25 protein-coding genes are annotated in these 22,531 nt (G+C 41.4%); all 25 read left to right on the top strand.

The features are described from left to right. Positions 1–29: 29 nt before the first annotated feature. The gene (purF, locus tag B3473_RS04630) at positions 30–1,478 is read left to right on the top strand and encodes an amidophosphoribosyltransferase (protein WP_154454870.1); all 1,449 of its coding nucleotides are present in this window, start codon (positions 30–32) and stop codon (positions 1,476–1,478) included. Positions 1,479–1,538: 60 nt separating this feature from the next. Beyond that, positions 1,539–2,558 (top strand): phosphoribosylformylglycinamidine cyclo-ligase, encoded by a 1,020-nt coding sequence (purM, locus tag B3473_RS04625; RefSeq protein ID WP_154454871.1) that lies wholly within the window; start codon positions 1,539–1,541, stop codon positions 2,556–2,558. Then, a complete protein-coding gene (purN, locus tag B3473_RS04620; protein ID WP_154454872.1) occupies positions 2,558–3,109 on the top strand; it encodes a phosphoribosylglycinamide formyltransferase in 552 nt (183 codons plus the stop codon). The genes purM and purN overlap by 1 nt, the downstream gene beginning before the upstream one ends. A 34-nt stretch (positions 3,110–3,143) precedes the next feature. Further along, the gene (purH, locus tag B3473_RS04615) at positions 3,144–4,691 is read left to right on the top strand and encodes a bifunctional phosphoribosylaminoimidazolecarboxamide formyltransferase/IMP cyclohydrolase (RefSeq protein ID WP_154454873.1); all 1,548 of its coding nucleotides are present in this window, start codon (positions 3,144–3,146) and stop codon (positions 4,689–4,691) included. Positions 4,692–5,067: 376 nt separating this feature from the next. Continuing rightward, positions 5,068–6,330 carry a phosphoribosylamine--glycine ligase gene (purD, locus tag B3473_RS04610; RefSeq protein ID WP_293677722.1) on the top strand — a complete coding sequence of 421 codons (1,263 nt, stop codon included), beginning with the start codon at positions 5,068–5,070 and terminating at the stop codon, positions 6,328–6,330. Beyond that, positions 6,320–6,772 (top strand): DUF523 domain-containing protein, encoded by a 453-nt coding sequence (locus B3473_RS04605; RefSeq protein ID WP_154454875.1) that lies wholly within the window; start codon positions 6,320–6,322, stop codon positions 6,770–6,772. The genes purD and B3473_RS04605 overlap by 11 nt, the downstream gene beginning before the upstream one ends. Continuing rightward, complete coding sequence (purE, locus tag B3473_RS04600; protein ID WP_154454876.1) at positions 6,769–7,257, top strand: 5-(carboxyamino)imidazole ribonucleotide mutase; 489 nt, start codon at positions 6,769–6,771, stop codon at positions 7,255–7,257. Before B3473_RS04605 ends, purE begins: the two co-directional genes overlap by 4 nt. After that, positions 7,244–8,341 (top strand): 5-(carboxyamino)imidazole ribonucleotide synthase, encoded by a 1,098-nt coding sequence (gene purK / locus B3473_RS04595; RefSeq protein WP_154454877.1) that lies wholly within the window; start codon positions 7,244–7,246, stop codon positions 8,339–8,341. Before purE ends, purK begins: the two co-directional genes overlap by 14 nt. 19 nt (positions 8,342–8,360) lie before the next feature. Next, positions 8,361–8,585, top strand: coding sequence for a phosphoribosylaminoimidazole carboxylase (locus tag B3473_RS04590; RefSeq protein WP_154454878.1), 225 nt, complete (start codon positions 8,361–8,363; stop codon positions 8,583–8,585). Positions 8,586–8,674: 89 nt separating this feature from the next. Continuing rightward, positions 8,675–9,973, top strand: coding sequence for an adenylosuccinate lyase (purB, locus tag B3473_RS04585; protein ID WP_154454879.1), 1,299 nt, complete (start codon positions 8,675–8,677; stop codon positions 9,971–9,973). 143 nt (positions 9,974–10,116) lie between these two features. Then, a complete protein-coding gene (locus B3473_RS04580) occupies positions 10,117–11,028 on the top strand; it encodes a helix-turn-helix domain-containing protein (protein WP_235280823.1) in 912 nt (303 codons plus the stop codon). A gap of 206 nt (positions 11,029–11,234) precedes the next feature. After that, the gene (gene ruvB, locus B3473_RS04575) at positions 11,235–12,233 is read left to right on the top strand and encodes a Holliday junction branch migration DNA helicase RuvB (protein WP_154454881.1); all 999 of its coding nucleotides are present in this window, start codon (positions 11,235–11,237) and stop codon (positions 12,231–12,233) included. Between the two features lie 251 nt (positions 12,234–12,484). After that, complete coding sequence (locus B3473_RS04570; protein WP_154454882.1) at positions 12,485–12,865, top strand: hypothetical protein; 381 nt, start codon at positions 12,485–12,487, stop codon at positions 12,863–12,865. Next, on the top strand, positions 12,862–14,643 hold the full coding sequence (locus B3473_RS04565; protein ID WP_264879687.1) for an acyltransferase family protein: 1,782 nt from the start codon (positions 12,862–12,864) through the stop codon (positions 14,641–14,643). Before B3473_RS04570 ends, B3473_RS04565 begins: the two co-directional genes overlap by 4 nt. A 384-nt stretch (positions 14,644–15,027) precedes the next feature. After that, positions 15,028–16,512: a threonine synthase gene (gene thrC, locus B3473_RS04560; RefSeq protein WP_154454884.1), complete on the top strand. Its 1,485-nt coding sequence runs from the start codon at positions 15,028–15,030 to the stop codon at positions 16,510–16,512. A 54-nt stretch (positions 16,513–16,566) separates the two neighbouring features. Then, the gene (locus B3473_RS04555) at positions 16,567–17,865 is read left to right on the top strand and encodes an MATE family efflux transporter (RefSeq protein ID WP_154454885.1); all 1,299 of its coding nucleotides are present in this window, start codon (positions 16,567–16,569) and stop codon (positions 17,863–17,865) included. A gap of 254 nt (positions 17,866–18,119) precedes the next feature. Beyond that, positions 18,120–18,428: a 30S ribosomal protein S10 gene (rpsJ, locus tag B3473_RS04550; protein WP_115271262.1), complete on the top strand. Its 309-nt coding sequence runs from the start codon at positions 18,120–18,122 to the stop codon at positions 18,426–18,428. Between the two features lie 76 nt (positions 18,429–18,504). Continuing rightward, positions 18,505–19,131, top strand: a complete 627-nt coding sequence (gene rplC / locus B3473_RS04545; protein ID WP_154454886.1) for a 50S ribosomal protein L3 — start codon at positions 18,505–18,507, stop codon at positions 19,129–19,131. A 22-nt stretch (positions 19,132–19,153) separates the two neighbouring features. After that, a complete protein-coding gene (gene rplD, locus B3473_RS04540) occupies positions 19,154–19,777 on the top strand; it encodes a 50S ribosomal protein L4 (protein WP_154454887.1) in 624 nt (207 codons plus the stop codon). Next, complete coding sequence (locus tag B3473_RS04535) at positions 19,777–20,073, top strand: 50S ribosomal protein L23 (protein ID WP_154454888.1); 297 nt, start codon at positions 19,777–19,779, stop codon at positions 20,071–20,073. The genes rplD and B3473_RS04535 overlap by 1 nt, the downstream gene beginning before the upstream one ends. 17 nt (positions 20,074–20,090) lie before the next feature. Next, entirely contained in the window at positions 20,091–20,924 is an 834-nt protein-coding gene (rplB, locus tag B3473_RS04530; RefSeq protein WP_003062844.1) for a 50S ribosomal protein L2, read from the top strand. Between the two features lie 104 nt (positions 20,925–21,028). Further along, positions 21,029–21,307, top strand: coding sequence for a 30S ribosomal protein S19 (gene rpsS, locus B3473_RS04525; RefSeq protein ID WP_000533765.1), 279 nt, complete (start codon positions 21,029–21,031; stop codon positions 21,305–21,307). A gap of 16 nt (positions 21,308–21,323) precedes the next feature. Continuing rightward, positions 21,324–21,668, top strand: a complete 345-nt coding sequence (rplV, locus tag B3473_RS04520; protein WP_003062848.1) for a 50S ribosomal protein L22 — start codon at positions 21,324–21,326, stop codon at positions 21,666–21,668. A gap of 12 nt (positions 21,669–21,680) precedes the next feature. Then, positions 21,681–22,334 (top strand): 30S ribosomal protein S3, encoded by a 654-nt coding sequence (gene rpsC / locus B3473_RS04515; RefSeq protein WP_167829287.1) that lies wholly within the window; start codon positions 21,681–21,683, stop codon positions 22,332–22,334. 3 nt (positions 22,335–22,337) lie between these two features. Beyond that, positions 22,338–22,531: 50S ribosomal protein L16 (rplP, locus tag B3473_RS04510; protein ID WP_293677550.1), on the top strand; the 194-nt coding region annotated here is incomplete at its 3' end.

The following is a 22,531-nucleotide window of genomic DNA, read 5'->3' as shown; positions in this document are numbered from 1 at the left end:
TTATTAACAAGAATCTAGGTAAAAAAATAATGACATATGAAGTAAAATCTCTTAATGAAGAATGTGGCGTTTTTGGCATTTGGGGCCACCCTCAAGCAGCTCATGTTGCTTACTTTGGCCTTCATAGCCTCCAACACCGCGGTCAAGAAGGGGCTGGTATCGTCACAAATGATAACGGTAAGTTGCTTCAACACCGTGATACAGGTCTTCTTTCAGAAGTGTTTAAAAATCCTGCTGATTTGGAAAAATTAACAGGGACCGCTGCTATTGGTCACGTGCGTTACGCGACAGCAGGTTCAGCTTCTATCAATAATATCCAACCGTTTCTTTACAACTTCACTGACGAGCAATTTGGTTTGTGCCACAATGGGAATTTGACAAATGCTTTGTCATTGAAAAAAGAGTTGGAGGACCAAGGTGCTATCTTTAACGCCTCATCAGATACTGAAATCTTGATGCACTTGATTCGCCGTAGTCACAATCCTGAATTTATCGGAAAAGTCAAAGAAGCACTCAATACTGTAAAAGGTGGTTTTGCTTACCTTTTGATGACAGAAGATAAATTGATTGCAGCGCTTGACCCAAATGGTTTCCGTCCTTTGTCAATCGGTCAAATGAAAAATGGAGCTTGGGTAGTTTCAAGTGAAACATGTGCCTTTGAAGTTATCGGTGCCAAATGGGTTCGTGATGTGAAGCCAGGTGAAATCGTGATTATCGATGACAACGGTATCCAGTACGACACTTACACAACAGATACGCAATTGGCTATTTGTTCAATGGAATACGTGTATTTTGCACGTCCAGATAGTGATATCTACGGTGTCAATGTCCACACTGCTCGTAAGAATATGGGGAAACGTTTGGCACAAGAATTCCAACACGAAGCAGATATCGTAGTTGGGGTGCCTAATTCATCGCTTTCAGCAGCTATGGGATTTGCGGAAGAATCAGGCCTTCCAAATGAAATGGGATTGGTCAAAAACCAATACACTCAACGTACCTTTATCCAACCGACACAGGAATTGCGTGAAGAAGGGGTTCGTATGAAACTTTCGGCGGTTTCAGGGGTTGTTAAAGGCAAGCGCGTGGTGATGGTTGACGATTCTATCGTGCGTGGAACCACTTCTCGTCGTATCGTGAATCTCTTGCGTGAAGCTGGTGCCACAGAAGTTCACGTGGCTATTGGTAGCCCTGAATTGAAATACCCATGTTTCTACGGTATTGACATTCAAAATCGTCGTGAGTTGATTTCAGCTAACCATACGAAAGAAGAAGTTTGTGAGATTATTGGTGCGGACAGTTTGACTTACTTGTCGATTGATGGCTTGATTGAGTCTATCGGTATTGACACAGATGCTCCAAATGGTGGTCTTTGTGTTGCTTACTTTGACGGCAAATACCCAACACCACTGTACGATTACGAAGAACCTTACCTCAAGAGTTTAGAGGAAAAAACCAGCTTTTATTTGGAAAAATAAGGCTTTTAGAGAATTAGTTTTATAATAGCTCAGCTATTTCCCAAAAAGGAGAATTTATTTATGACAAAAAATGCTTACGCTCAATCTGGTGTTGATGTTGAAGCGGGTTATGAAGTTGTTGCTCGTATCAAAAAACACGTTGCACGTACAGAACGTGCGGGCGTTATGGGCGCTCTTGGTGGTTTTGGTGGGATGTTTGACCTGTCTAAAACTGGTGTGAAAGAACCTGTCTTGATTTCAGGAACGGACGGTGTGGGAACAAAACTCATGCTTGCCATCAAATACGACAAACACGATACGATTGGTCAAGACTGTGTTGCCATGTGTGTCAACGACATCATCGCAGCGGGTGCAGAGCCACTTTACTTTCTAGATTACATTGCGACTGGTAAAAACGAACCAGCTAAATTGGAACAAGTGGTTGCGGGTGTTGCGGAAGGTTGTGTGCAATCTGGTGCAGCGCTTATTGGTGGTGAAACCGCTGAAATGCCTGGTATGTACGGTGAAGACGACTATGACTTGGCTGGTTTTGCCGTAGGTGTTGCGGAAAAATCACAAATTATCGACGGTTCAAAAGTATCTGAAGGTGATGTTCTTCTTGGACTTGCTTCAAGCGGTATCCACTCAAACGGTTACTCACTTGTGCGTCGTGTCTTTGCTGATTATACAGGTGATGAAGTGCTTCCAGAACTTGAAGGCAAACCGTTGAAAGAAGTGCTTCTTGAACCAACTCGTATCTATGTTAAAGCGGTACTACCCCTTATCAAAGAAGAATTGGTAAACGGTATTGCCCACATCACAGGTGGTGGTTTCATCGAAAATGTGCCACGTATGTTCTCAGATGACTTGGCTGCTGAAATTGAAGAGGATAAAGTGCCTGTTCTTCCTATCTTCAAAGCCCTTGAAAAATACGGAGAGCTCAAACACGATGAAATGTTTGAAATCTTCAACATGGGGATTGGTTTGATGTTGGCAGTTAGTCCTGACAAGGTTGAGCGCGTGAAAGAATTGTTCGATGAACCTGTTTATGAACTTGGTCGTATTGTCAAAAAAGCAGATGCAAGTGTGGTGATTAAATAATGAAAAAGATCGCCGTTTTTGCGAGTGGTAACGGGTCAAATTTTCAAGTTATTGCAGAGCAATTTCCCGTTGCCTTTGTCTTTTCAGACCACCGAGATGCTTATGTTTTAGAGCGTGCTGAAAAGCTTGGTGTGCCTGCCCATGCTTTTGAATTAAAGGAATTTGACAATAAAGCTGCTTACGAAGATGCTATTGTTGCCTTGCTGGAGCAATATGACATTGATTTGGTGTGCTTGGCAGGCTACATGAAAATTGTTGGCCCAACTTTGCTAAAAGCTTACGAGGGACGTATCATCAACATTCATCCAGCTTATTTGCCTGAATTTCCAGGGGCTCATGGCATTGAGGATGCTTGGGAAGCTGGTGTCAGCCAGTCAGGTGTGACCATTCACTGGGTTGATAGTGGTGTTGACACAGGACAAGTCATCAAGCAAGTCCGTGTGCCACGTCTAGCTGATGATACCATTGACAGTTTTGAAGCTCGCATTCATGACCATGAATACCAACTCTATCCAGAAGTTTTGGAGAGTTTGGGTGTTGAGAGAAAATAAGGATAAGCGAAAATTCGTTTTAAAAGGAGAAAAAATGACAAAACGTGCACTGATTAGTGTTTCTGATAAAGCGGGTATTGTAGAATTTGCCCAAGAATTGAAACAATTAGGTTGGGATATCATCTCAACTGGGGGAACAAAAGTAGCACTTGATAAAGCAGGTGTTGACACAATCGCAATTGACGATGTGACTGGTTTTCCTGAAATGATGGATGGACGTGTGAAGACCCTTCACCCAAACATTCACGGTGGTCTTTTGGCTCGTCGTGACCTTGACAGCCACCTTGAAGCAGCTAAGAAAAATCACATTGAGCTGATTGACCTTGTTGTGGTAAACCTTTACCCATTTAAAGAAACGATTCTGAAACCAGACGTGACTTACGCAGATGCCGTTGAAAACATTGACATCGGTGGTCCGTCAATGCTTCGTTCAGCAGCGAAAAATCATGCCAGCGTGACCGTTCTTGTTGACCCAGCAGACTACGCTGTTGTGTTAGATGAATTGAAAGCTACTGGTGAAACAAGTGTGGAAACACGTAAACGTTTGGCAGCTAAAGTCTTCCGTCACACAGCAGCTTACGATGCTTTGATTGCGGATTACTTTACTAAACAAGTGGGTGAAGAAAAACCTGAAAAACTCACTTTGACTTATGACTTGAAACAACCAATGCGTTACGGGGAAAATCCTCAACAAGACGCTGATTTCTATCAAAATGCCTTGCCTACGGCTTATTCAATTGCGTCAGCGAAACAATTGAACGGTAAAGAATTGTCATTTAACAATATCCGTGATGCTGATGCGGCTATCCGCATTATCCGTGATTTCAAAGACCGTCCAACTGTTGTGGCGCTTAAACACATGAACCCATGTGGTATTGGGCAAGCAGACGACATTGAAACAGCTTGGGATTATGCTTACGAATCAGACCCAGTGTCAATCTTTGGTGGTATTGTCGTGCTTAACCGTGAAGTGGACGCAGCAACAGCTAAGAAAATGCACGCTATTTTCCTTGAAATTATCATCGCACCAAGCTATTCAGAAGAAGCGCTTGAAATCTTGACAACGAAGAAGAAAAACTTGCGTATTCTTCAATTGCCATTTGAAGCGCAAGAAGCGAGCGAAGTGGAAAAAGAATACACTGGTGTTGTAGGTGGCCTTTTGGTGCAAAACCAAGACGTTATCAAAGAAAATCCAGCTGACTGGAAAGTCGTGACAAAACGTCAACCAAGCGAACAAGAACAAACAGCCCTTGAATTTGCTTGGAAAGCGATCAAGTATGTCAAATCAAATGGTATTATCGTGACAAATGACCACATGACGCTTGGTGTTGGTCCTGGTCAAACCAACCGTGTGGCATCTGTTCGTATCGCTCTTGACCAAGCTAAAGACCGCTTTGACGGTGCGGTACTTGCTAGTGACGCTTTCTTCCCATTTGCAGACAACGTGGAAGAAATTGCTGCCGCTGGTGTTAAAGCCATTATCCAACCTGGTGGTTCTGTTCGTGACCAAGAATCAATTGATATGGCTGATAAATACGGACTTACTATGATCTTTACAGGTGTCCGTCACTTCCGTCACTAAGATCATATAACTACCTCCCTTTTATTTAAATAACATAGTAACAATAATAGCCTCAACCTCAGGGTTGAGGTTTTTAAGTTTTCTGAAAGGCTTTTTTTAGTTTTCATTAAGTCACCCCAACTATACTAAAGACACTCCTAAAAAAACTTTTTTCATGACCAAGCAAATCCCAATCCCCCAGATTGGGATTTTTGGTTGTGGTCTGAATGGTTGCCAAAAGGAAAATGTTATAAAGTTGTTACATGAATCGTTATAATTTCCGAACAAATATGGTATAATATTTTTGTATAATTCGTTAAAACGTGTAGTGTTTGACGAAAGTTTTGATTCTGGAGCTTAGGCTCTGTTAATGGTTTGTATTGAGGTATAGTAACTTATGAAACTTTTAGTTGTTGGATCAGGCGGGCGTGAACACGCTATTGCTAAGAAATTGTTAGAATCTCCTCAAGTTAGTCAGGTTTTTGTTGCTCCTGGAAATGATGGCATGACGCTTGACGGACTTGAATTGGTAAATATCGGTATTTCCGAACATTCTGAACTGATTGCATTTGCAAAGGAGAATGGCATTGATTGGACTTTCATCGGACCTGATGATGCTTTAGCAGCCGGGATTGTGGATGATTTCAATGCAGCTGGTCTGAAAGCCTTTGGTCCAAATAAAGCAGCAGCGGAGCTTGAGTGGTCTAAAGATTTTGCCAAATCAATCATGGCTAAATATAAGGTTCCAACAGCAGCTTATCGCACGTTTTCAGATTTTGAAGAAGCAAAACGCTACATCGAAGAACAAGGTGCTCCAATCGTTGTCAAAGCAGATGGTTTAGCGCTTGGAAAAGGCGTTGTGGTGGCAGAAACAGTTGAGCAAGCTATCGAAGCAGCTCAAGATATGTTGTTGGACAATAAATTTGGTGATTCTGGTGCGCGTGTGGTTATTGAAGAATTTCTTGACGGCGAAGAATTTTCATTGTTTGCTTTCGTGAATGGGGATACTTTTTACATTATGCCAACGGCTCAAGACCACAAACGTGCATTTGATGGTGACAAAGGTCCAAACACAGGCGGTATGGGAGCTTATGCACCAGTCCCTCATTTGCCTCAGAGTGTTGTGGATACGGCTGTTGAAACCATTGTTAAACCAGTCCTTAACGGCATGATTGCAGAAGGTCATCCTTACCTTGGTGTGCTTTACGCTGGTTTGATTTTGACAGCAGATGGTCCAAAGGTCATCGAGTTTAACTCTCGTTTTGGTGACCCTGAAACTCAGGTTATCTTGCCACGTTTGACCTCTGATTTTGCTCAAAATATCACGGATATTTTAGATGGGAAAAAGGCAGAGTTGACTTGGACAGATGAGGGTGTAACCTTGGGCGTGGTTGTTGCTTCAGAAGGTTACCCATTGGCTTATGAAAAAGGCGTTCGCTTACCTGAAAAAACAAGTGGCGATATTATCACTTATTATGCAGGTGCAGCATTTGCCAAAGACGGAGCTCTTTTGTCAAATGGTGGCCGTGTCTATATGCTAGTCACAACAAAAGAAGATGTGAAAACAGCAAAAGACACCATCTACGCTCAATTATCAAAACAAGATACCAGCGGTCTTTTCTACCGACATGACATTGGAAGTAAGGCCATTGGACGCTAAAACTCGATGTGTGTTAGTGAGCGCCTGCCTCTTGGGTGAACGTTGTAAATACAACGGTGGTCACAATTACAATCAAGCTCTTGTGGATTATGTGGCTGATAAAGAAGTAATTGCCGTTTGCCCTGAGGTGCTCGCTGGCTTGCCTGTGCCTAGACCGCCAGTCGAATTAGCCGCGGGTCATGTTGTGGATGCGACAGGTCAACGTTACGATGCTCTTTTTGAAAAAGGAATCGAGCGTTCTTTGGCAGCTATTTCTGGCAAAAAAGTTGATTTAGCCATTTTGCAATCACGTAGCCCTTCATGTGGGGTCAATCAAGTTTACGACGGTAGTTTTTCAGGCCGAAAAATAGCTGGTAGCGGGCGTTTTGCTCAAAAACTCAAAACATTAGGTTATCGCGTTCTTGATGTTGAAGATATCAATCAATTGGAAGGAAAATCATGAAACCATTAATTTCAGTAATCATGGGAAGCAAATCAGATTGGGCTACCATGAAAAAAACAGCAGAAGTACTTGACCAATTTGGTGTGGCATATGAAAAGAAAGTCGTGTCTGCTCACCGTACGCCAGATTTGATGTTCAAACACGCTGAAGAAGCCAAAGGTCGTGGCATCAAGGTCATTATTGCTGGTGCGGGTGGAGCTGCGCATTTACCTGGTATGGTTGCCGCTAAGACGACACTTCCTGTTATCGGTGTGCCAGTCAAATCACGAGCTCTTAGCGGACTTGACTCTCTTTATTCAATCGTTCAAATGCCTGGTGGCGTGCCTGTTGCAACCATGGCAATTGGTGAAGCAGGAGCAACCAATGCGGCTTTGACAGCTCTTCGTATTTTGGCAATTGAAGATGCGACATTAGCAGAAAAATTAGAAAACTTTGCTTTAGAACAAGGCAAGGTAGCAGAGGAATCAACAGATGAGCTCGACTAAAGCAAAAATGATTGGGATTATTGGCGGAGGTCAATTGGGGCAAATGATGGCTATCTCAGCTATTTATATGGGGCACAAAGTGGTTACTTTGGACCCAACAGCAGATTGCCCAGCGTCGCGCGTGAGTGACATGATTGTGGCGGCTTATGATGATGTGGAAGCCTTGCGCGAATTAGCAGAACGTTGCGATGTCTTGACCTATGAGTTTGAAAATGTTGACGCAGATGGCTTGGATGCCGTTGTCAAAGACCATCAATTGCCTCAAGGGACAGACTTGTTACGCATTTCGCAAAACCGTATTTTTGAGAAAAACTTTTTGGCTAAAAAAGCTGGCGTACAAGTGGCACCTTATAAAGTGGTTACATCAAGCCTTGATATTGAGAACCTTGATTTTAGCAAGACCCACGTTTTAAAAACGGCAACAGGCGGCTATGATGGGCACGGTCAAGTGGTCATTACCTCTGCTGCTGACTTAGAAAAAGCCAACCAACTGGCAAATTCTTGTGAATGTGTTTTGGAAGAATTTGTGGATTTTGACCTTGAAATTTCAGTCATTGTTTCAGGAAATGGTCAAGATATCACAGTATTCCCAGTTCAAGAAAACATTCACCGCAATAACATTCTTTCAAAAACCATCGTCCCAGCCCGTATTTCAGACGAATTAGCCAAAAAAGCACAAACCATGGCCGTTCAAATTGCGAAAAAGCTAGACCTATCTGGTACGCTTTGTGTGGAAATGTTTGCGACAGCTGATGATATTATCGTCAATGAAATTGCGCCACGCCCACACAATTCAGGACACTATTCTATCGAAGCTTGTGATTTCTCACAATTTGATACGCATATTTTGGGCATTCTTGGCTTGCCCCTGCCTGATATTCACCTGCACCAACCTGCCGTTATGCTAAATGTCCTCGGACAACACATGGAAAAAGCGCAGGCTTATATGCAAGAAAACCCTAGCGCGCACCTCCACCTTTATGGTAAACTAGAGGCAAAACATAACCGTAAAATGGGACACATTACTTTGTTTAGTGATGAACCAGATACCATTGCGGAAATGGGGGAAGGAATGGATTTTTAAAGTGTTAATCGGAGGAAATATGCTGAAAATCATTGTTCATGCTTATATTGATAATACTAAGAAAGCTATCGTTGAAGTCGTTTTTGCTTCTTCTGATAAGTCTCGTATTTCTGAAAAAATGGCAGAACTGACAAATAAGTACCCCAATGATTACCTTGCTGTTTATGATTTACCACTCGATACAGATTTAACAACTTTACCTCACTATCCATCTGTTGAAATTGGTAAGGAAGATTTTAATTAATTGTGTTAGTTGTTTTATTGATATAACTAAAAAAAGGAAAGGAGTTAGGGTGTTAACCGTATTCGCTTAACGCCCTTAATATCTTAAACATGATCGATCGTTATTCACGCCCTGAAATGGCGGCAATTTGGAGTGAAGAAAATAAATACCGTGCTTGGCTTGAAGTGGAAATCTTAGCCGATGAAGCATGGGCAGAATTAGGTGAAATTCCTAAAGAAGATGTGGCTAAAATCCGTGAAAATGCGGACTTTGACATTGACCGTATTCTTGAAATTGAACAAGAAACACGTCACGATGTGGTGGCTTTCACGCGTGCCGTTTCTGAAACACTTGGCGAAGAACGCAAATGGGTTCACTACGGTTTGACATCAACTGACGTCGTTGATACAGCTTACGGTTACCTTTACAAACAAGCCAACGACATTATTCGCAAAGATTTGAACAATTTCCTTGAAATCATTGCCAACAAAGCAAAAGAACACAAGTTTACTATCATGATGGGACGTACTCACGGTGTCCATGCTGAGCCAACTACTTTTGGTTTGAAATTAGCAACTTGGTACAGTGAAATGAAACGTAACATCGAACGTTTCGAACATGCTGCCGCAGGTGTCGAAGCTGGTAAAATTTCAGGTGCCGTTGGTAACTTTGCTAACATCCCACCATTTGTTGAAGCTTATGTGTGCGATAAATTAGGCATCCGTGCTCAAGAGATCTCAACACAAGTTCTTCCACGTGACCTTCACGCTGAATACTTTGCTGTTCTTGCTAGCATCGCAACATCAATTGAACGCATGGCAACTGAAATCCGTGGTTTGCAAAAATCTGAACAACGTGAAGTTGAAGAATACTTTGCTAAAGGCCAAAAAGGTAGCTCAGCAATGCCACACAAACGCAACCCAATCGGTTCAGAAAACATGACTGGTCTTGCGCGTGTGATTCGTGGACACATGGTAACAGCTTACGAAAACGTTGCTCTTTGGCATGAACGTGATATCTCACACTCATCAGCAGAACGTATCATCACACCAGATACAACGATTTTGATTGATTACATGCTAAACCGTTTTGGCAATATCGTGAAAAACTTGACCGTTTTCCCAGAAAATATGCTTCGCAACATGGGTTCTACATTTGGTCTTATCTTCAGCCAACGTGTGATGCTTAAACTGATCGAAAAAGGCATGACGCGTGAGCAAGCTTATGACCTTGTTCAACCTAAGACAGCTTATTCTTGGGATAACCAAGTCGATTTCAAACCACTTCTTGAAGCTGATGAAGAAGTGACATCACGTTTGACACAAGATGAAATCGATGAGTTGTTTAACCCAGCTTATTACACAAAACGTGTTGATGAAATCTTTGAACGTATTGGTTTAGGGGACTAAGATTTATCAACTTGATGATTTAAATACAACCATTATCGAACACTATTTTTCTAAGAAGGCAGGATAACTAGTTGGGAGAGTATTATCCTGTCTTTCTTTTTCTATCGGAGAGATCGTTAGTTTTAGGGGATTTAAGGAGATTGATTATGAAAGCATTTGGGGAAAAGGTGCGCCAGTTAAGAGAAGAGCGTGGGATTTCACGTGAGGCTTTTTGTGGCGATGAAACGGAATTGTCTATTCGGCAGTTGTATCGGGTTGAAACAGGGCAGTCCATTCCAACACTAAACAAGGTAACCTATATCGCGCAGATTTTGGGAGTGAGCATTGGTGAGCTAACCGATGGCAAGACCTTTGAACTTCCAGCTAGATACAAGGAATTAAAGTATTTGCTGCTGAGAACACCGACTTATGGGGACCAAGAACGCCTGCAAAAAAAGAGCCATTATTTTGATGAAATTGCGGAGCAGTATTACGAAGTCATTCCAGAAGAAGAACGCTTGATGATGGATTGCTTGCAGTCTAAGATAGATGTGCACTTCAGCGATGATGTTAATTTTGGAGAGGGCATTTTGCACGAGTATTTTGACCAAGTTCTAAAAAAGCAGGTTTTTTCCTTAAATGACCTGATTGTGATTGATTTGTACTTGGCTTGTTTGGCCTCAGCTCCCGTTTTAGAAGGCATTTACAGTTTGGATTTGTATAAGACTTTGATGGAACGCTTGTTGGACCAAGACATTGCTGACCCTGAAACGGCACTGATTTTGAATAATGTTTTGCTAAATAACGTTGACTTGGCTTTTCGTTTTCAAAAGGACACTTTTGTGGAGGCTATCATGTCAAAAAGCAGTGACATCATGACGGCGATTCACGATTTTCAAAAACGCCCCATTTTAAGCTTGGTAGAGTGGAAATATCAGCTGCATTTCAAAAATGATTTGGCTACTGCACAAGAATCTTATACCAAAGCCATTTTATTTGCCAGTTTGATAGGAGATACCCATCTAGAAGAGCAGTTGGTCACGGAATGGCAAAAGGATACCCAAAACTATCCCTAGATTTTTTCTAGGGATTTTTTTTGCAGAACAGGACATATATGTCCTGTTGTTTTTCTGAAAAATCCAGTAAACTAAATGTAATCATTTGGAAAGGATGGAAAGAGATGAAATCAATGGTTTTCTTTTTTCTGCTAACAGGTTGGTGGGGTTTATAAGCTCTTGTTCAAAAAATTCCCTGACCTTTTTAGTTTTGGTATAATAATGATATGAGTAGAATTTTAGATAATGACGTGATGGGTGATGAGGAGTTCGTAGAGCGAACCTTGCGTCCCCAATATTTGCAAGAATACATTGGTCAAGATAAGGTCAAAAATCAATTACGCATTTTTATCGAAGCAGCAAAATTGCGAGATGAGTCTTTGGACCACGTTTTGTTGTTTGGACCGCCAGGTCTTGGTAAGACTACCATGGCTTTTGTCATCGCCAACGAATTAGGCGTGAATTTGAAACAAACCTCAGGGCCAGCTATTGAAAAGGCGGGAGATTTGGTGGCCATCTTAAATGATTTAGAACCAGGTGACGTGCTTTTTATTGATGAAATTCATCGAATGCCTATGGCTGTCGAAGAAGTGCTTTACAGTGCTATGGAAGATTTTTACATTGACATCATGATTGGTGCTGGTGAAACTAGCCGTAGTGTGCATCTGGAATTGCCACCGTTTACCTTAATTGGTGCAACCACCCGAGCAGGTATGCTATCAAACCCTTTGCGAGCGCGCTTTGGTATTACAGGACACATGGAATACTATGATGTGGATGATTTGACGGAAATCATTGAGCGGACGGCAGATATTTTTGAGATGAGCATTGTTTATGAAGCAGCACAAGAATTAGCCAGACGCAGCCGTGGCACACCACGTATTGCTAACCGTCTGTTAAAACGTGTGAGGGACTACGCTCAAATCATGGGAGATGGTGTGATTACAAAAGATATCACCGACAAGGCTTTGACAATGTTGGATGTCGATGCTGAAGGGCTTGATTACATTGACCAAAAAATCTTGCGGACGATGATTGAACTGTATAATGGAGGTCCAGTGGGACTGGGCACCTTGTCTGTCAATATTGCTGAGGAACGTGATACGGTGGAGGATATGTACGAGCCTTATTTGATTCAAAAAGGTTTTATCATGCGAACGCGGACAGGGCGCGTGGCGACTGCCAAGGCTTACGAACACCTAGGTTACCCGTTTAAGGAAAATTAAAGTTAATGTTAAGTTAATTTTAAGCTAATCTTTCTATACTGTAGACAATCCTAAAACTTTTCTTTTTCATAATCTCCTAGGAAGAAGCTTACTTCGTTAAGTTTCTTCCTTTTTTAGTGTTAGAATTCGGTTGGCTTAACCAGAAACGAAACATTTAAAAGAGATATCATGCGTTAAGCGTCTATTTTTTTGTTATAATAGTAAAAGAAATTTTTTAGACAATCGTTTAAAGTTTTAGAAGTTGTGTGAACATGAAAAAAATAAATATAAGTAGAGGCCGTATAGAGATAATTGTTGTCCTATTTCTTGTTATTTGTGGCCTATCCGTTTTTTCGGTGTCAAAAAGTTCCAAGACAACCTTGGTTTACGATAATGGCAAAATAACCTATACAGGCTATGTGGTCAATCATCGCATGAATGGTCAGGGACAGTTGACTTATCAAAATGGGGATGTTTATAAAGGGCACTTTGTCAATGGTATTTTTGATGGCGAAGGTACCTATACCGCTAAATCAGGTTGGAGTTATAGCGGCGAATTTAAAGATGGTCAACCAAACGGACAAGGAACCTTGAAGGCTCAAAATGGTAAAGTCTATACAGGAACCTTTAAACAGGGGATTTTTCAAAAATGAGAATAAAATGGTTTTCAATGGTTAGGGTAACAGGGCTTTTGTTAGTCTTGCTCTATCATTTCTATAAAACAATCTTTCCAGGAGGCTTTGTTGGTGTTGATGTCTTCTTCACCTTTTCAGGCTACTTAATCACTGCTTTGTTAATTGATGAGTATTCTAAGCACAGAAAGATAGACCTTCTTGGTTTTTATAGGAGGCGATTCTATCGGATTGTGCCTCCTTTGGTATTGATGGTTCTGATGGTTATCCCATTTACTTACTTGGTGCGCCGAGATTATGTTGCCAATATAGGCACACAAATCGCAGCGGCACTGGGATTTACCACCAATTTTTATGAAATCATGACCGGTGGTAATTACGAATCGCAATTTGTTCCCCACCTTTTCCTACAAACGTGGAGTTTGGCGATTGAGATGCATTTCTACTTGATTTGGGGTTGGTTGATTTGGTTCTTAGGACGTCGCCGACACAGTTTAGCCCAATTCCGTAGCATGATTTTTGGAATTTCGGGACTTTTCTTTTTGGGAAGCTTCCTATCAATGTTTATCCGAGTCTTTTTCGTGGACAATGTGTCAACCATCTACTTTTCATCGCTATCGCATAGTTTCCCATTCTTCCTAGGAGCAATGGTAGCAACGATGACTGGGGTCAGAGAAACCACTGTCCGATTTAAGAAAAATGTCCGTTTGTGGACGACAAAACGCAGTATCATCACCATGGCAACCAGCTTTGCCTTGCTAATGGTTTTGGGATTGACTTTGAATTTCAACCATCGCATCACTTATTGGTTTGGTTTCTTACTAGCTAGTTTGTTTGCTGTTGTTATGATTTACGGGGCGCGTGTTTTAAATGACCAGTTGCCAAATGCAAAAGAGCCCGTGGTGATTAACTATTTATCAGATATTAGTTACGGGATTTACCTCTTCCACTGGCCATTTTATGTGATCTTTACCCAATTGATGCCTCATTTCTTGGCAGTTCTGTTGACTGTGTTCTTCTCCATTGTCTTGTCAACCTTGTCTTACTATCTCCTTGAGCCTTTTATTGCTGGAAAATCACCAAGCTTATTGGGAGTAGAGTTTGATTTGACGCCTTATAAGAAATGGATTTATGGAGGAACGGCAGCACTTGGCCTTGTGACCCTTGTAACGGTTCTGATGGCCCCAAGCATGGGGAATTTTGAATCCAGCTTGTTGGTCAATTCCTTAAATCAAGAGCAAAGTAATGTGACTAGGACTCATACCCTGACCGCTGGTGATGCTGCTGCGCTCAGTGATGTGACTATTATTGGTGACTCTGTTGCCCTTCGTTCAAGCAGCGCCTTTTCAAGTTTGTTGCCTGATGCTCAACTTGATGCCGCTGTTAGTCGTAATTTCAACGAAGCTTTTGATATTTACAAAAATGCTATTGACAGTGGTACCTTGTCCAAAACAACGGTTCTTGCTGTCGGTGTTAATTCCTTAGATAATTATCGCGAAGATTTGCAACGTTTTATTGACGCTTTGCCAAATGGCTACCGTTTGATTATCGTTACGCCTTACAATGCTAATAATGAAACGCAAGTCAAAGAAGTTCGTGATTACGAATTGACCTTGCCAGATACCTATCCTTATGTGACTATTGCGGATTGGTATAAGGCTGCCTCAACTCACCCAGATATCTGGAAGGGAACAGACGGCGTCCATTACAGCGACAGCGATTCAACAGGTGCAGACCTTTACGTTAAAACCATTCAAAAAGCTATCGATAAATCTGCTAAAGGCCCTGCCAAAGAATAAAGTATTTAAGTCAACGCTCCGACTGAGTAACAGTTGCATCATTGACTTTTTTTAGTGGAAAGCCGACTCGTAAAAAAATCTCAAAAAAGTTTATGAAAGCCCTTTACAGATTGAATGGCTAGCGTTATTATACCAATGGATTAAACGTGAGTAGGAAGGAGGGAAGTTAGTGGCTGCTTTATTCTATAACGTTTTGGCAAGCGTTTGGATTTCAATTGCTGGTGTAGATTCACGTTGGACTGGTAAGTAAAATAGTAAAAATATGTTGAGGGGGCGAGCCAAAAAAGTCGTCCCCTTTTTACAATTATGGTAAAATTTGTATAAATTTTCTGATAATTATGATAGAATGGACATATAGTCTCTATTTAAGATAAGGAGTTTGTGATGACGTTAATTTACCAATCAACGCGCGATGAAAATAATAAAGTAACTGCTAGTCAAGCAATTTTACAAGGACTAGCAAGTGACGGTGGTTTGTTTACCCCTGTTACCATGCCATCTGTCAACTTGGATTTTGATACGTTAAAAGATGCCTCTTACCAAGAAGTTGCCAAATTAGTCTTGTCAGCTTTCTTGGATGATTTCACAGAAGAAGAGTTGGACCACTGCATTGCTTCAGCTTACGATGCCAAATTTGACACACCAGCTATTGCACCATTGGTATCATTAGAAGGGCAATACAATCTAGAGCTTTTCCACGGGGCAACTATCGCCTTTAAAGACATGGCTTTGTCAATCCTGCCTCACCTTTTGACGACTTCTGTAAAAAAACAAGGGGTAGATCGTAAAATTGTGATTTTGACAGCGACTTCAGGGGATACTGGAAAAGCTGCTATGGCTGGATTTGCGGACGTTCCAGGAACTGAGATTATTGTTTTCTATCCAAAAGATGGGGTCAGCAAGATTCAAGAATTGCAAATGACGACTCAAACTGGCGACAACACTCATGTCGTTGCCATTACAGGTAATTTTGATGATGCTCAAACGGCTGTTAAACAGATGTTCAACGACGATGCCCTACGCCAAAAATTGGCCGATCAAAATCTGCAATTCTCATCAGCCAACTCAATGAATATCGGTCGCTTGGTGCCACAAATTGTATACTATGTTTATGCCTACGCTCAATTGGTGAAAAATGGTCACATTCGCGTTGGAGATAAGATTAATGTTACCGTTCCAACAGGTAATTTCGGGAATATCCTAGCGGCTTATTATGCTAGTCAAATCGGTGTTCCAATTGGTAAGTTGATTTGTGCGTCAAATGAAAACAAGGTATTGACAGACTTCTTTGTAACTGGAACTTACGACAAAAAACGTGATTTCAAAGTGACAACCAGCCCATCAATGGATATCTTGGTGTCATCTAACTTGGAACGTTTGATTTTCCATTTGTTAGGAAATGATGCTGCTAAAACCAAAACTTTAATGGAAGAATTAGTGGCAGACGGTGAGTACACCCTTCCTGAGGTGGACCATACTATTTTAGATTTGTTTGCAGCAGATTACGCAACTGAGGCAGAAACATCAGCCGAAATCAAACGCGTGTACGAAACATCACATTATATTGAAGACCCACATACAGCGGTTGCTTCAGCAGTTTATCACAAATACCTTTACCGTACGAAAGACACAACTCCAACGGTCATTGCCTCAACAGCCAGCCCTTATAAATTCCCACGAGTTGTGGTTGATGCCGTCAGAGAGCAAGCTGCAGCAGATGATTTTGCAGCGGTTAATGACTTGGAAAAATTATCAGGAGTGGCTATTCCAAAAGCCGTTAAAAGCCTTGATAAATTACCTGTTCGTCATGATACCGTTGTTTCAACAGACGGCATGCAAGCCATTGTTGAAAGCATTTTAGGGATATAGTTTCTAAGAGCCGAGATTTGTCCTCGGCTTTTATTTGTGCTATAATGTCACATTATGAAACAATCAAAAGAAATTATTCGATTAGCTTTTCCGTCTATGATGGAAAATCTCTTGCAGATGCTCATGGGAGTCGTGGATAATTATCTAGTGGCTCAAGTGGGTCTAGTAGCTGTTTCGGGAGTTTCTGTTGCGAATAATATTATTACGATTTATCAAGCCGTTTTTATCGCTCTTGGAGCTGCGATTTCTAGTCTAGTCGCCAAGAGTATTGGTGAGAAGAATGCTCAAAAAACCGTACAATATCAATCAGATGCTCTCTTAATTACCATCGTGCTGAGCCTGTTTCTTGGTCTTATCTCCGTGACACTTGGCAAGCAGATGCTTCAATTATTAGGGACAGCGACGGCGGTTACCCAAACAGGTGGGCTTTATCTAGCACTGGTCGGTGGTTTGATTATTAGCCTCGGCTTGATTACAACTTTTGGTGCTATTTTAAGGTCAACAGGTAAGCCTCGTTTGCCGATGTACGTCAGTTTGGTTGCAAATATTCTAAACGCTCTGTTCTCAGCAGTAGCTGTTTTTATTTGCCATTGGGGCGTGGCTGGGGTCGCTTGCTCAACTGTTTTAGCGCGTTTTATTTCAGTAGGTATTTTAGCTTATTACTTGCCGATAAAACGCATGGTTAAGCACATGAGGTGGCGTTTGAGTGATGATTTAATCAAACTTGCTCTTCCAGCTGCAGGTGAACGCCTGATGATGCGAGCAGGAGATGTGGTTATCATAGCCATTATTGTTAAATTCGGAACTAAGGTTGTCGCAGGTAATGCCATTGGTGAAACCTTAATCCAATTTAACTTTATGCCAGGTTTTGGTGTGGCAACGGCGACGGTTATTCTTGTGGCGCGTTGTTTAGGTCAGAGAAATCCGCAAGCCATTCGTCGTCTGGTGAGAATGTCCTACGTCATATCAGTCTTGCCAATGTTTGCTATCGGTCTTTTTTCTTGGTATTTCCACACCGAATTGTCCCAACTCTTTACGACCGATTCAGTTGCCCTTCAAGCTAGTGCCACAGTTCTTTTCTATTCCTTTATTGGTGGACCTGCCACGGCTGGTACTTTGATTTACACAGCGACTTGGCAAGGTTTAGGAAATGCTCGCCTACCATTTTATGCAACAACTATTGGGATGTGGCTCATCCGTATCGTTTTGGGATACGTTCTTGGTATCACCTTTAATTTAGGTTTACAAGGGGTTTGGTTAGCCACATTGGCGGACAATATCTTCCGTTGGTTCTTATTAAAATTCCTATATCATAGGCACCTAAAAACACTGGAGCCAGCTCCAGCAACCTAATAATCTATGAAAAAGCAAGAGCAGTAGCTTCTTGCTTTTTATGATAGATAAACTGAAAACGAATTCTTTAAAAAATAGAGCAAAACCCTTGCGAACTCAGTTCAAATTTGCTATTATATACTGGTGCTGTAAAACAGTAACTTTAGCTATGATACAAGAGGTTGCGACACGCTCGGTTGCATTGCCACGCAAAGAGGTGTTGGTTTTCTTGAGGAGCTAGCCTATTATCTTAAATAGACGAGAAGGAGAAAAAGATGGCAAATAAGAAAATCCGTATCCGTTTGAAAGCATACGAACATCGTACACTTGATACAGCGGCAGAAAAAATTGTTGAAACTGCAACACGTACAGGTGCTACAGTAGCTGGACCAGTTCCACTTCCAACAGAACGTAGCTTGTACACAATTATTCGTGCGACTCACAAATACAAATATTCACGCGAACAATTTGAAATGCGTACTCACAAACGCTTGATCGACATCATCAACCCAACTCAAAAAACAGTTGACGCTTTGATGAAATTAGATCTTCCAAGTGGCGTTAACGTAGAAATCAAACTTTAATAAGGATTTCGTTATTGAGCATAAAAAACGCTCGTTAAAAACTTTTTAAAATAATAAAGTAAAGGAATATTCTCTCATGACAAAAGGAATCTTAGGGAAAAAAGTGGGAATGACTCAAATCTTCACTGAATCTGGTGAATTCATCCCAGTAACAGTCATTGAAGCAACTCCAAACGTTGTTCTTCAAGTTAAAACTGTTGAAACAGACGGTTATGAAGCTGTTCAAGTTGGTTTTGATGACAAACGTGAAGTATTGAGTAACAAACCTGCCAAAGGCCATGTAGCAAAAGCTAACACTGCTCCTAAGCGCTTCATTCGTGAATTCAAAAACATTGAAGGTTTAGAAGTAGGTCAAGAAATTACAGTTGACACTTTCTCAGCTGGAGATGTTGTTGATGTAACTGGTACATCAAAAGGTAAAGGTTTCCAAGGTGTTATCAAACGCCACGGTCAATCTCGCGGACCTATGGCTCACGGTTCTCGTTATCACCGTCGTCCAGGTTCAATGGGACCTGTTGCGCCTAACCGTGTTTTCAAAAACAAACACTTGGCAGGACGTATGGGTGGTAACCGTGTAACAATCCAAAACCTTGAAATTGTACAAGTTATCCCAGAGAAAAACGTTATTTTGATTAAAGGTAACGTACCAGGTGCTAAGAAATCTCTTATCACTATCAAATCAGCAGTTAAGGCTGCTAAATAATAAGAAAGGAGAAAACAGTTAAATGGCAAACGTAAAACTATTTGACCAAACTGGGAAAGAAGTTAGCTCAGTTGAATTGAATGATGCTATTTTCGGTATCGAACCAAACGAATCAGTAGTATTTGACGTTATCATCAGTCAACGTGCTAGCCTTCGTCAAGGTACTCACGCGGTTAAAAACCGTTCAGCAGTATCTGGTGGTGGTCGTAAACCATGGCGTCAAAAAGGAACTGGACGTGCTCGTCAAGGTTCTATTCGTTCACCACAATGGCGTGGTGGTGGTGTTGTCTTTGGACCAACTCCACGTTCATACGGCTACAAACTTCCACAAAAAGTTCGTCGCCTTGCTTTGAAATCAGTTTACTCAGCAAAAGTAGCTGAAGACAAATTTGTAGCTGTAGAAAGCCTTTCATTTGCAGCTCCAAAAACAGCTGAATTTGCAAATGTACTTTCAGCACTTAATGTTGATTCAAAAGTACTTGTAATCCTTGAAGAAGGTAATGAATTTGCAGCACTTTCTGCACGTAACCTTCCAAACGTTAAAGTTGCAACTGCAACAACTGCAAGTGTTCTTGATATCGTAAACAGCGACAAACTTCTTGTTACTAAAGAAGCAATCTCTAAAATCGAGGAGGTTCTTGCATAATGAATTTGTACGACGTAATCAAAAAGCCAGTAATCACTGAAAAATCTATGTACGACCTCGAAGCAGGTAAATATACATTTGAAGTTGACTCTCGTGCGCACAAACTTTTGATTAAACAAGCTGTTGAAGCTGCTTTTGACGGAGTTAAAGTTGCAAACGTGAATACTGTAACTGTAAAACCAAAACAAAAACGTGTTGGTCGTTACACTGGTTTCACTTCAAAAACTAAAAAAGCTATCATCACTCTTACAGCTGATTCTAAAGCAATCGAGTTGTTTGCAGCTGAAGCTGAATAATCTAAGGAGGAAATAACGTGGGTATTAAAGCTTATAAACCAACGACAAATGGTCGTCGTAATATGACTTCTTTGGATTTTGCTGAAATCACTACAAGCACTCCTGAGAAATCATTGCTTGTTTCACTTAAAAACAAAGCTGGTCGTAACAACAACGGTCGCATCACTGTACGTCACCAAGGTGGCGGTCACAAACGTCACTACCGTTTAATTGACTTCAAACGTAACAAAGACGGTGTTGAAGCAGTTGTTAAAACTATCGAGTATGATCCAAACCGTACAGCTAACATCGCTCTTGTACACTACACTGACGGTGTGAAAGCTTACATCCTTGCACCAAAAGGTCTTGAAGTTGGTCAACGTATCGTTTCAGGTCCGGATGCAGATATCAAAGTTGGTAATGCTCTTCCACTTGCTAACATCCCTGTTGGTACAGTTATTCACAACATCGAACTTCAACCAGGTAAAGGTGCTGAATTGATTCGTGCTGCTGGTGCATCTGCACAAGTTCTTGGTCAAGAAGGTAAATACGTTCTTGTTCGTCTTCAATCAGGCGAAGTTCGTATGATTCTTGGTACTTGCCGTGCAACAATCGGTACAGTTGGTAACGAACAACAATCACTTGTAAACCTTGGTAAAGCTGGTCGTAGCCGTTGGATGGGTATCCGTCCTACAGTTCGTGGTTCTGTAATGAACCCTAATGATCACCCACACGGTGGTGGTGAAGGTAAAGCACCAGTTGGACGTAAAGCGCCATCTACTCCTTGGGGTAAACCTGCGCTTGGTCTTAAAACTCGTAACAAAAAAGCGAAATCTGACAAACTTATCGTTCGTCGTCGTAACGACAAATAATCGTTTAGTCGCTTAGTTTATAATAATCATCCGCCAGCTCGGTAGTGTGCAATTTTTGCACACAGGCCGCTGTGGTACTACATTTTAAAGGAGAAAACTACAAAATGGGACGTAGTCTTAAAAAAGGACCTTTCGTCGATGAGCATTTGATGAAAAAAGTTGAAGCTCAAGCAAATGACGAAAAGAAAAAAGTAATTAAAACTTGGTCACGTCGTTCAACGATCTTCCCAAGTTTCATCGGTTATACAATCGCAGTTTATGATGGACGTAAACACGTACCAGTTTACATCCAAGAAGACATGGTAGGTCACAAACTTGGTGAATTCGCACCAACTCGTACTTACAAAGGTCACGCAGCTGACGATAAGAAAACACGTCGTTAATTAGGAGGAGGACACAATGGCAGAAATTACTTCAGCTAAAGCAATGGCTCGTACAGTCCGTGTTTCACCTCGTAAAACACGTCTTGTACTTGATCTTATCCGTGGTAAGAATGTTGCTGACGCAATCGCAATCTTGAAATTCACTCCAAACAAAGCAGCTCGTGTAGTTGAAAAAGTTCTTAACTCTGCTATCGCTAACGCAGAAAACAACTTTGGTTTGGAAAAAGCTAACTTGGTAGTATCTGAAACTTTCGCAAACGAAGGACCAACAATGAAACGTTTCCGTCCACGTGCTAAAGGTTCAGCTTCACCAATCAACAAACGCACAACTCACGTTACAGTAGTTGTGTCAGAAAAATAAGGAGGTAAAATCGTGGGTCAAAAAGTACATCCAATTGGTATGCGTGTCGGAATCATCCGTGACTGGGATGCGAAATGGTATGCTGAAAAAGAATACGCGGATTACCTTCATGAAGATCTTGCAATCCGCTCATTCATCCAAAAAGAATTGGCAGATGCTTCAGTTTCTCGTATTGAAATTGAACGTGCTGTAAATAAAGTAATTGTTTCACTTCACACTGCAAAACCAGGTATGGTTATCGGTAAAGGTGGAGCTAATGTTGATGCGCTTCGCGCTAAACTTAACAAATTGACTGGAAAACAAGTTCACATCAACATCGTTGAAATCAAACAACCTGATTTGGACGCACACCTTGTTGGTGAAAACATCGCACGTCAACTTGAACAACGTGTTGCTTTCCGTCGTGCTCAAAAACAAGCTATCCAACGTACAATGCGTGCAGGTGCTAAAGGAATCAAAACTCAAGTATCTGGTCGTTTGAACGGTGCGGATATCGCTCGTAGCGAAGGTTACTCAGAAGGAACAGTTCCACTTCACACACTTCGTGCTGATATCGATTATGCTTGGGAAGAAGCTGATACTACTTACGGTAAACTTGGTGTTAAAGTTTGGATCTACCGTGGTGAAGTTCTTCCAGCTCGTAAAAACACTAAAGGAGGCAAATAACAAATGTTAGTACCTAAACGTGTTAAACACCGTCGTGAATTCCGTGGAAAAATGCGCGGTGAAGCTAAAGGTGGTAAAGAAGTTGCATTTGGTGAATACGGTCTTCAAGCAACAACTAGCCACTGGATTACAAACCGCCAAATCGAAGCTGCCCGTATTGCAATGACTCGTTACATGAAGCGTGGTGGTAAAGTTTG

This window comes from Streptococcus sp. UBA632, from assembly GCF_002300045.1.
GTDB classification, from domain to species: Bacteria; Bacillota; Bacilli; order Lactobacillales; family Streptococcaceae; genus Streptococcus; species Streptococcus alactolyticus.
The sequence above is the reverse complement of the archived record's forward strand: the minus strand, read 5'-3'. Positions and strand labels throughout refer to the sequence as shown.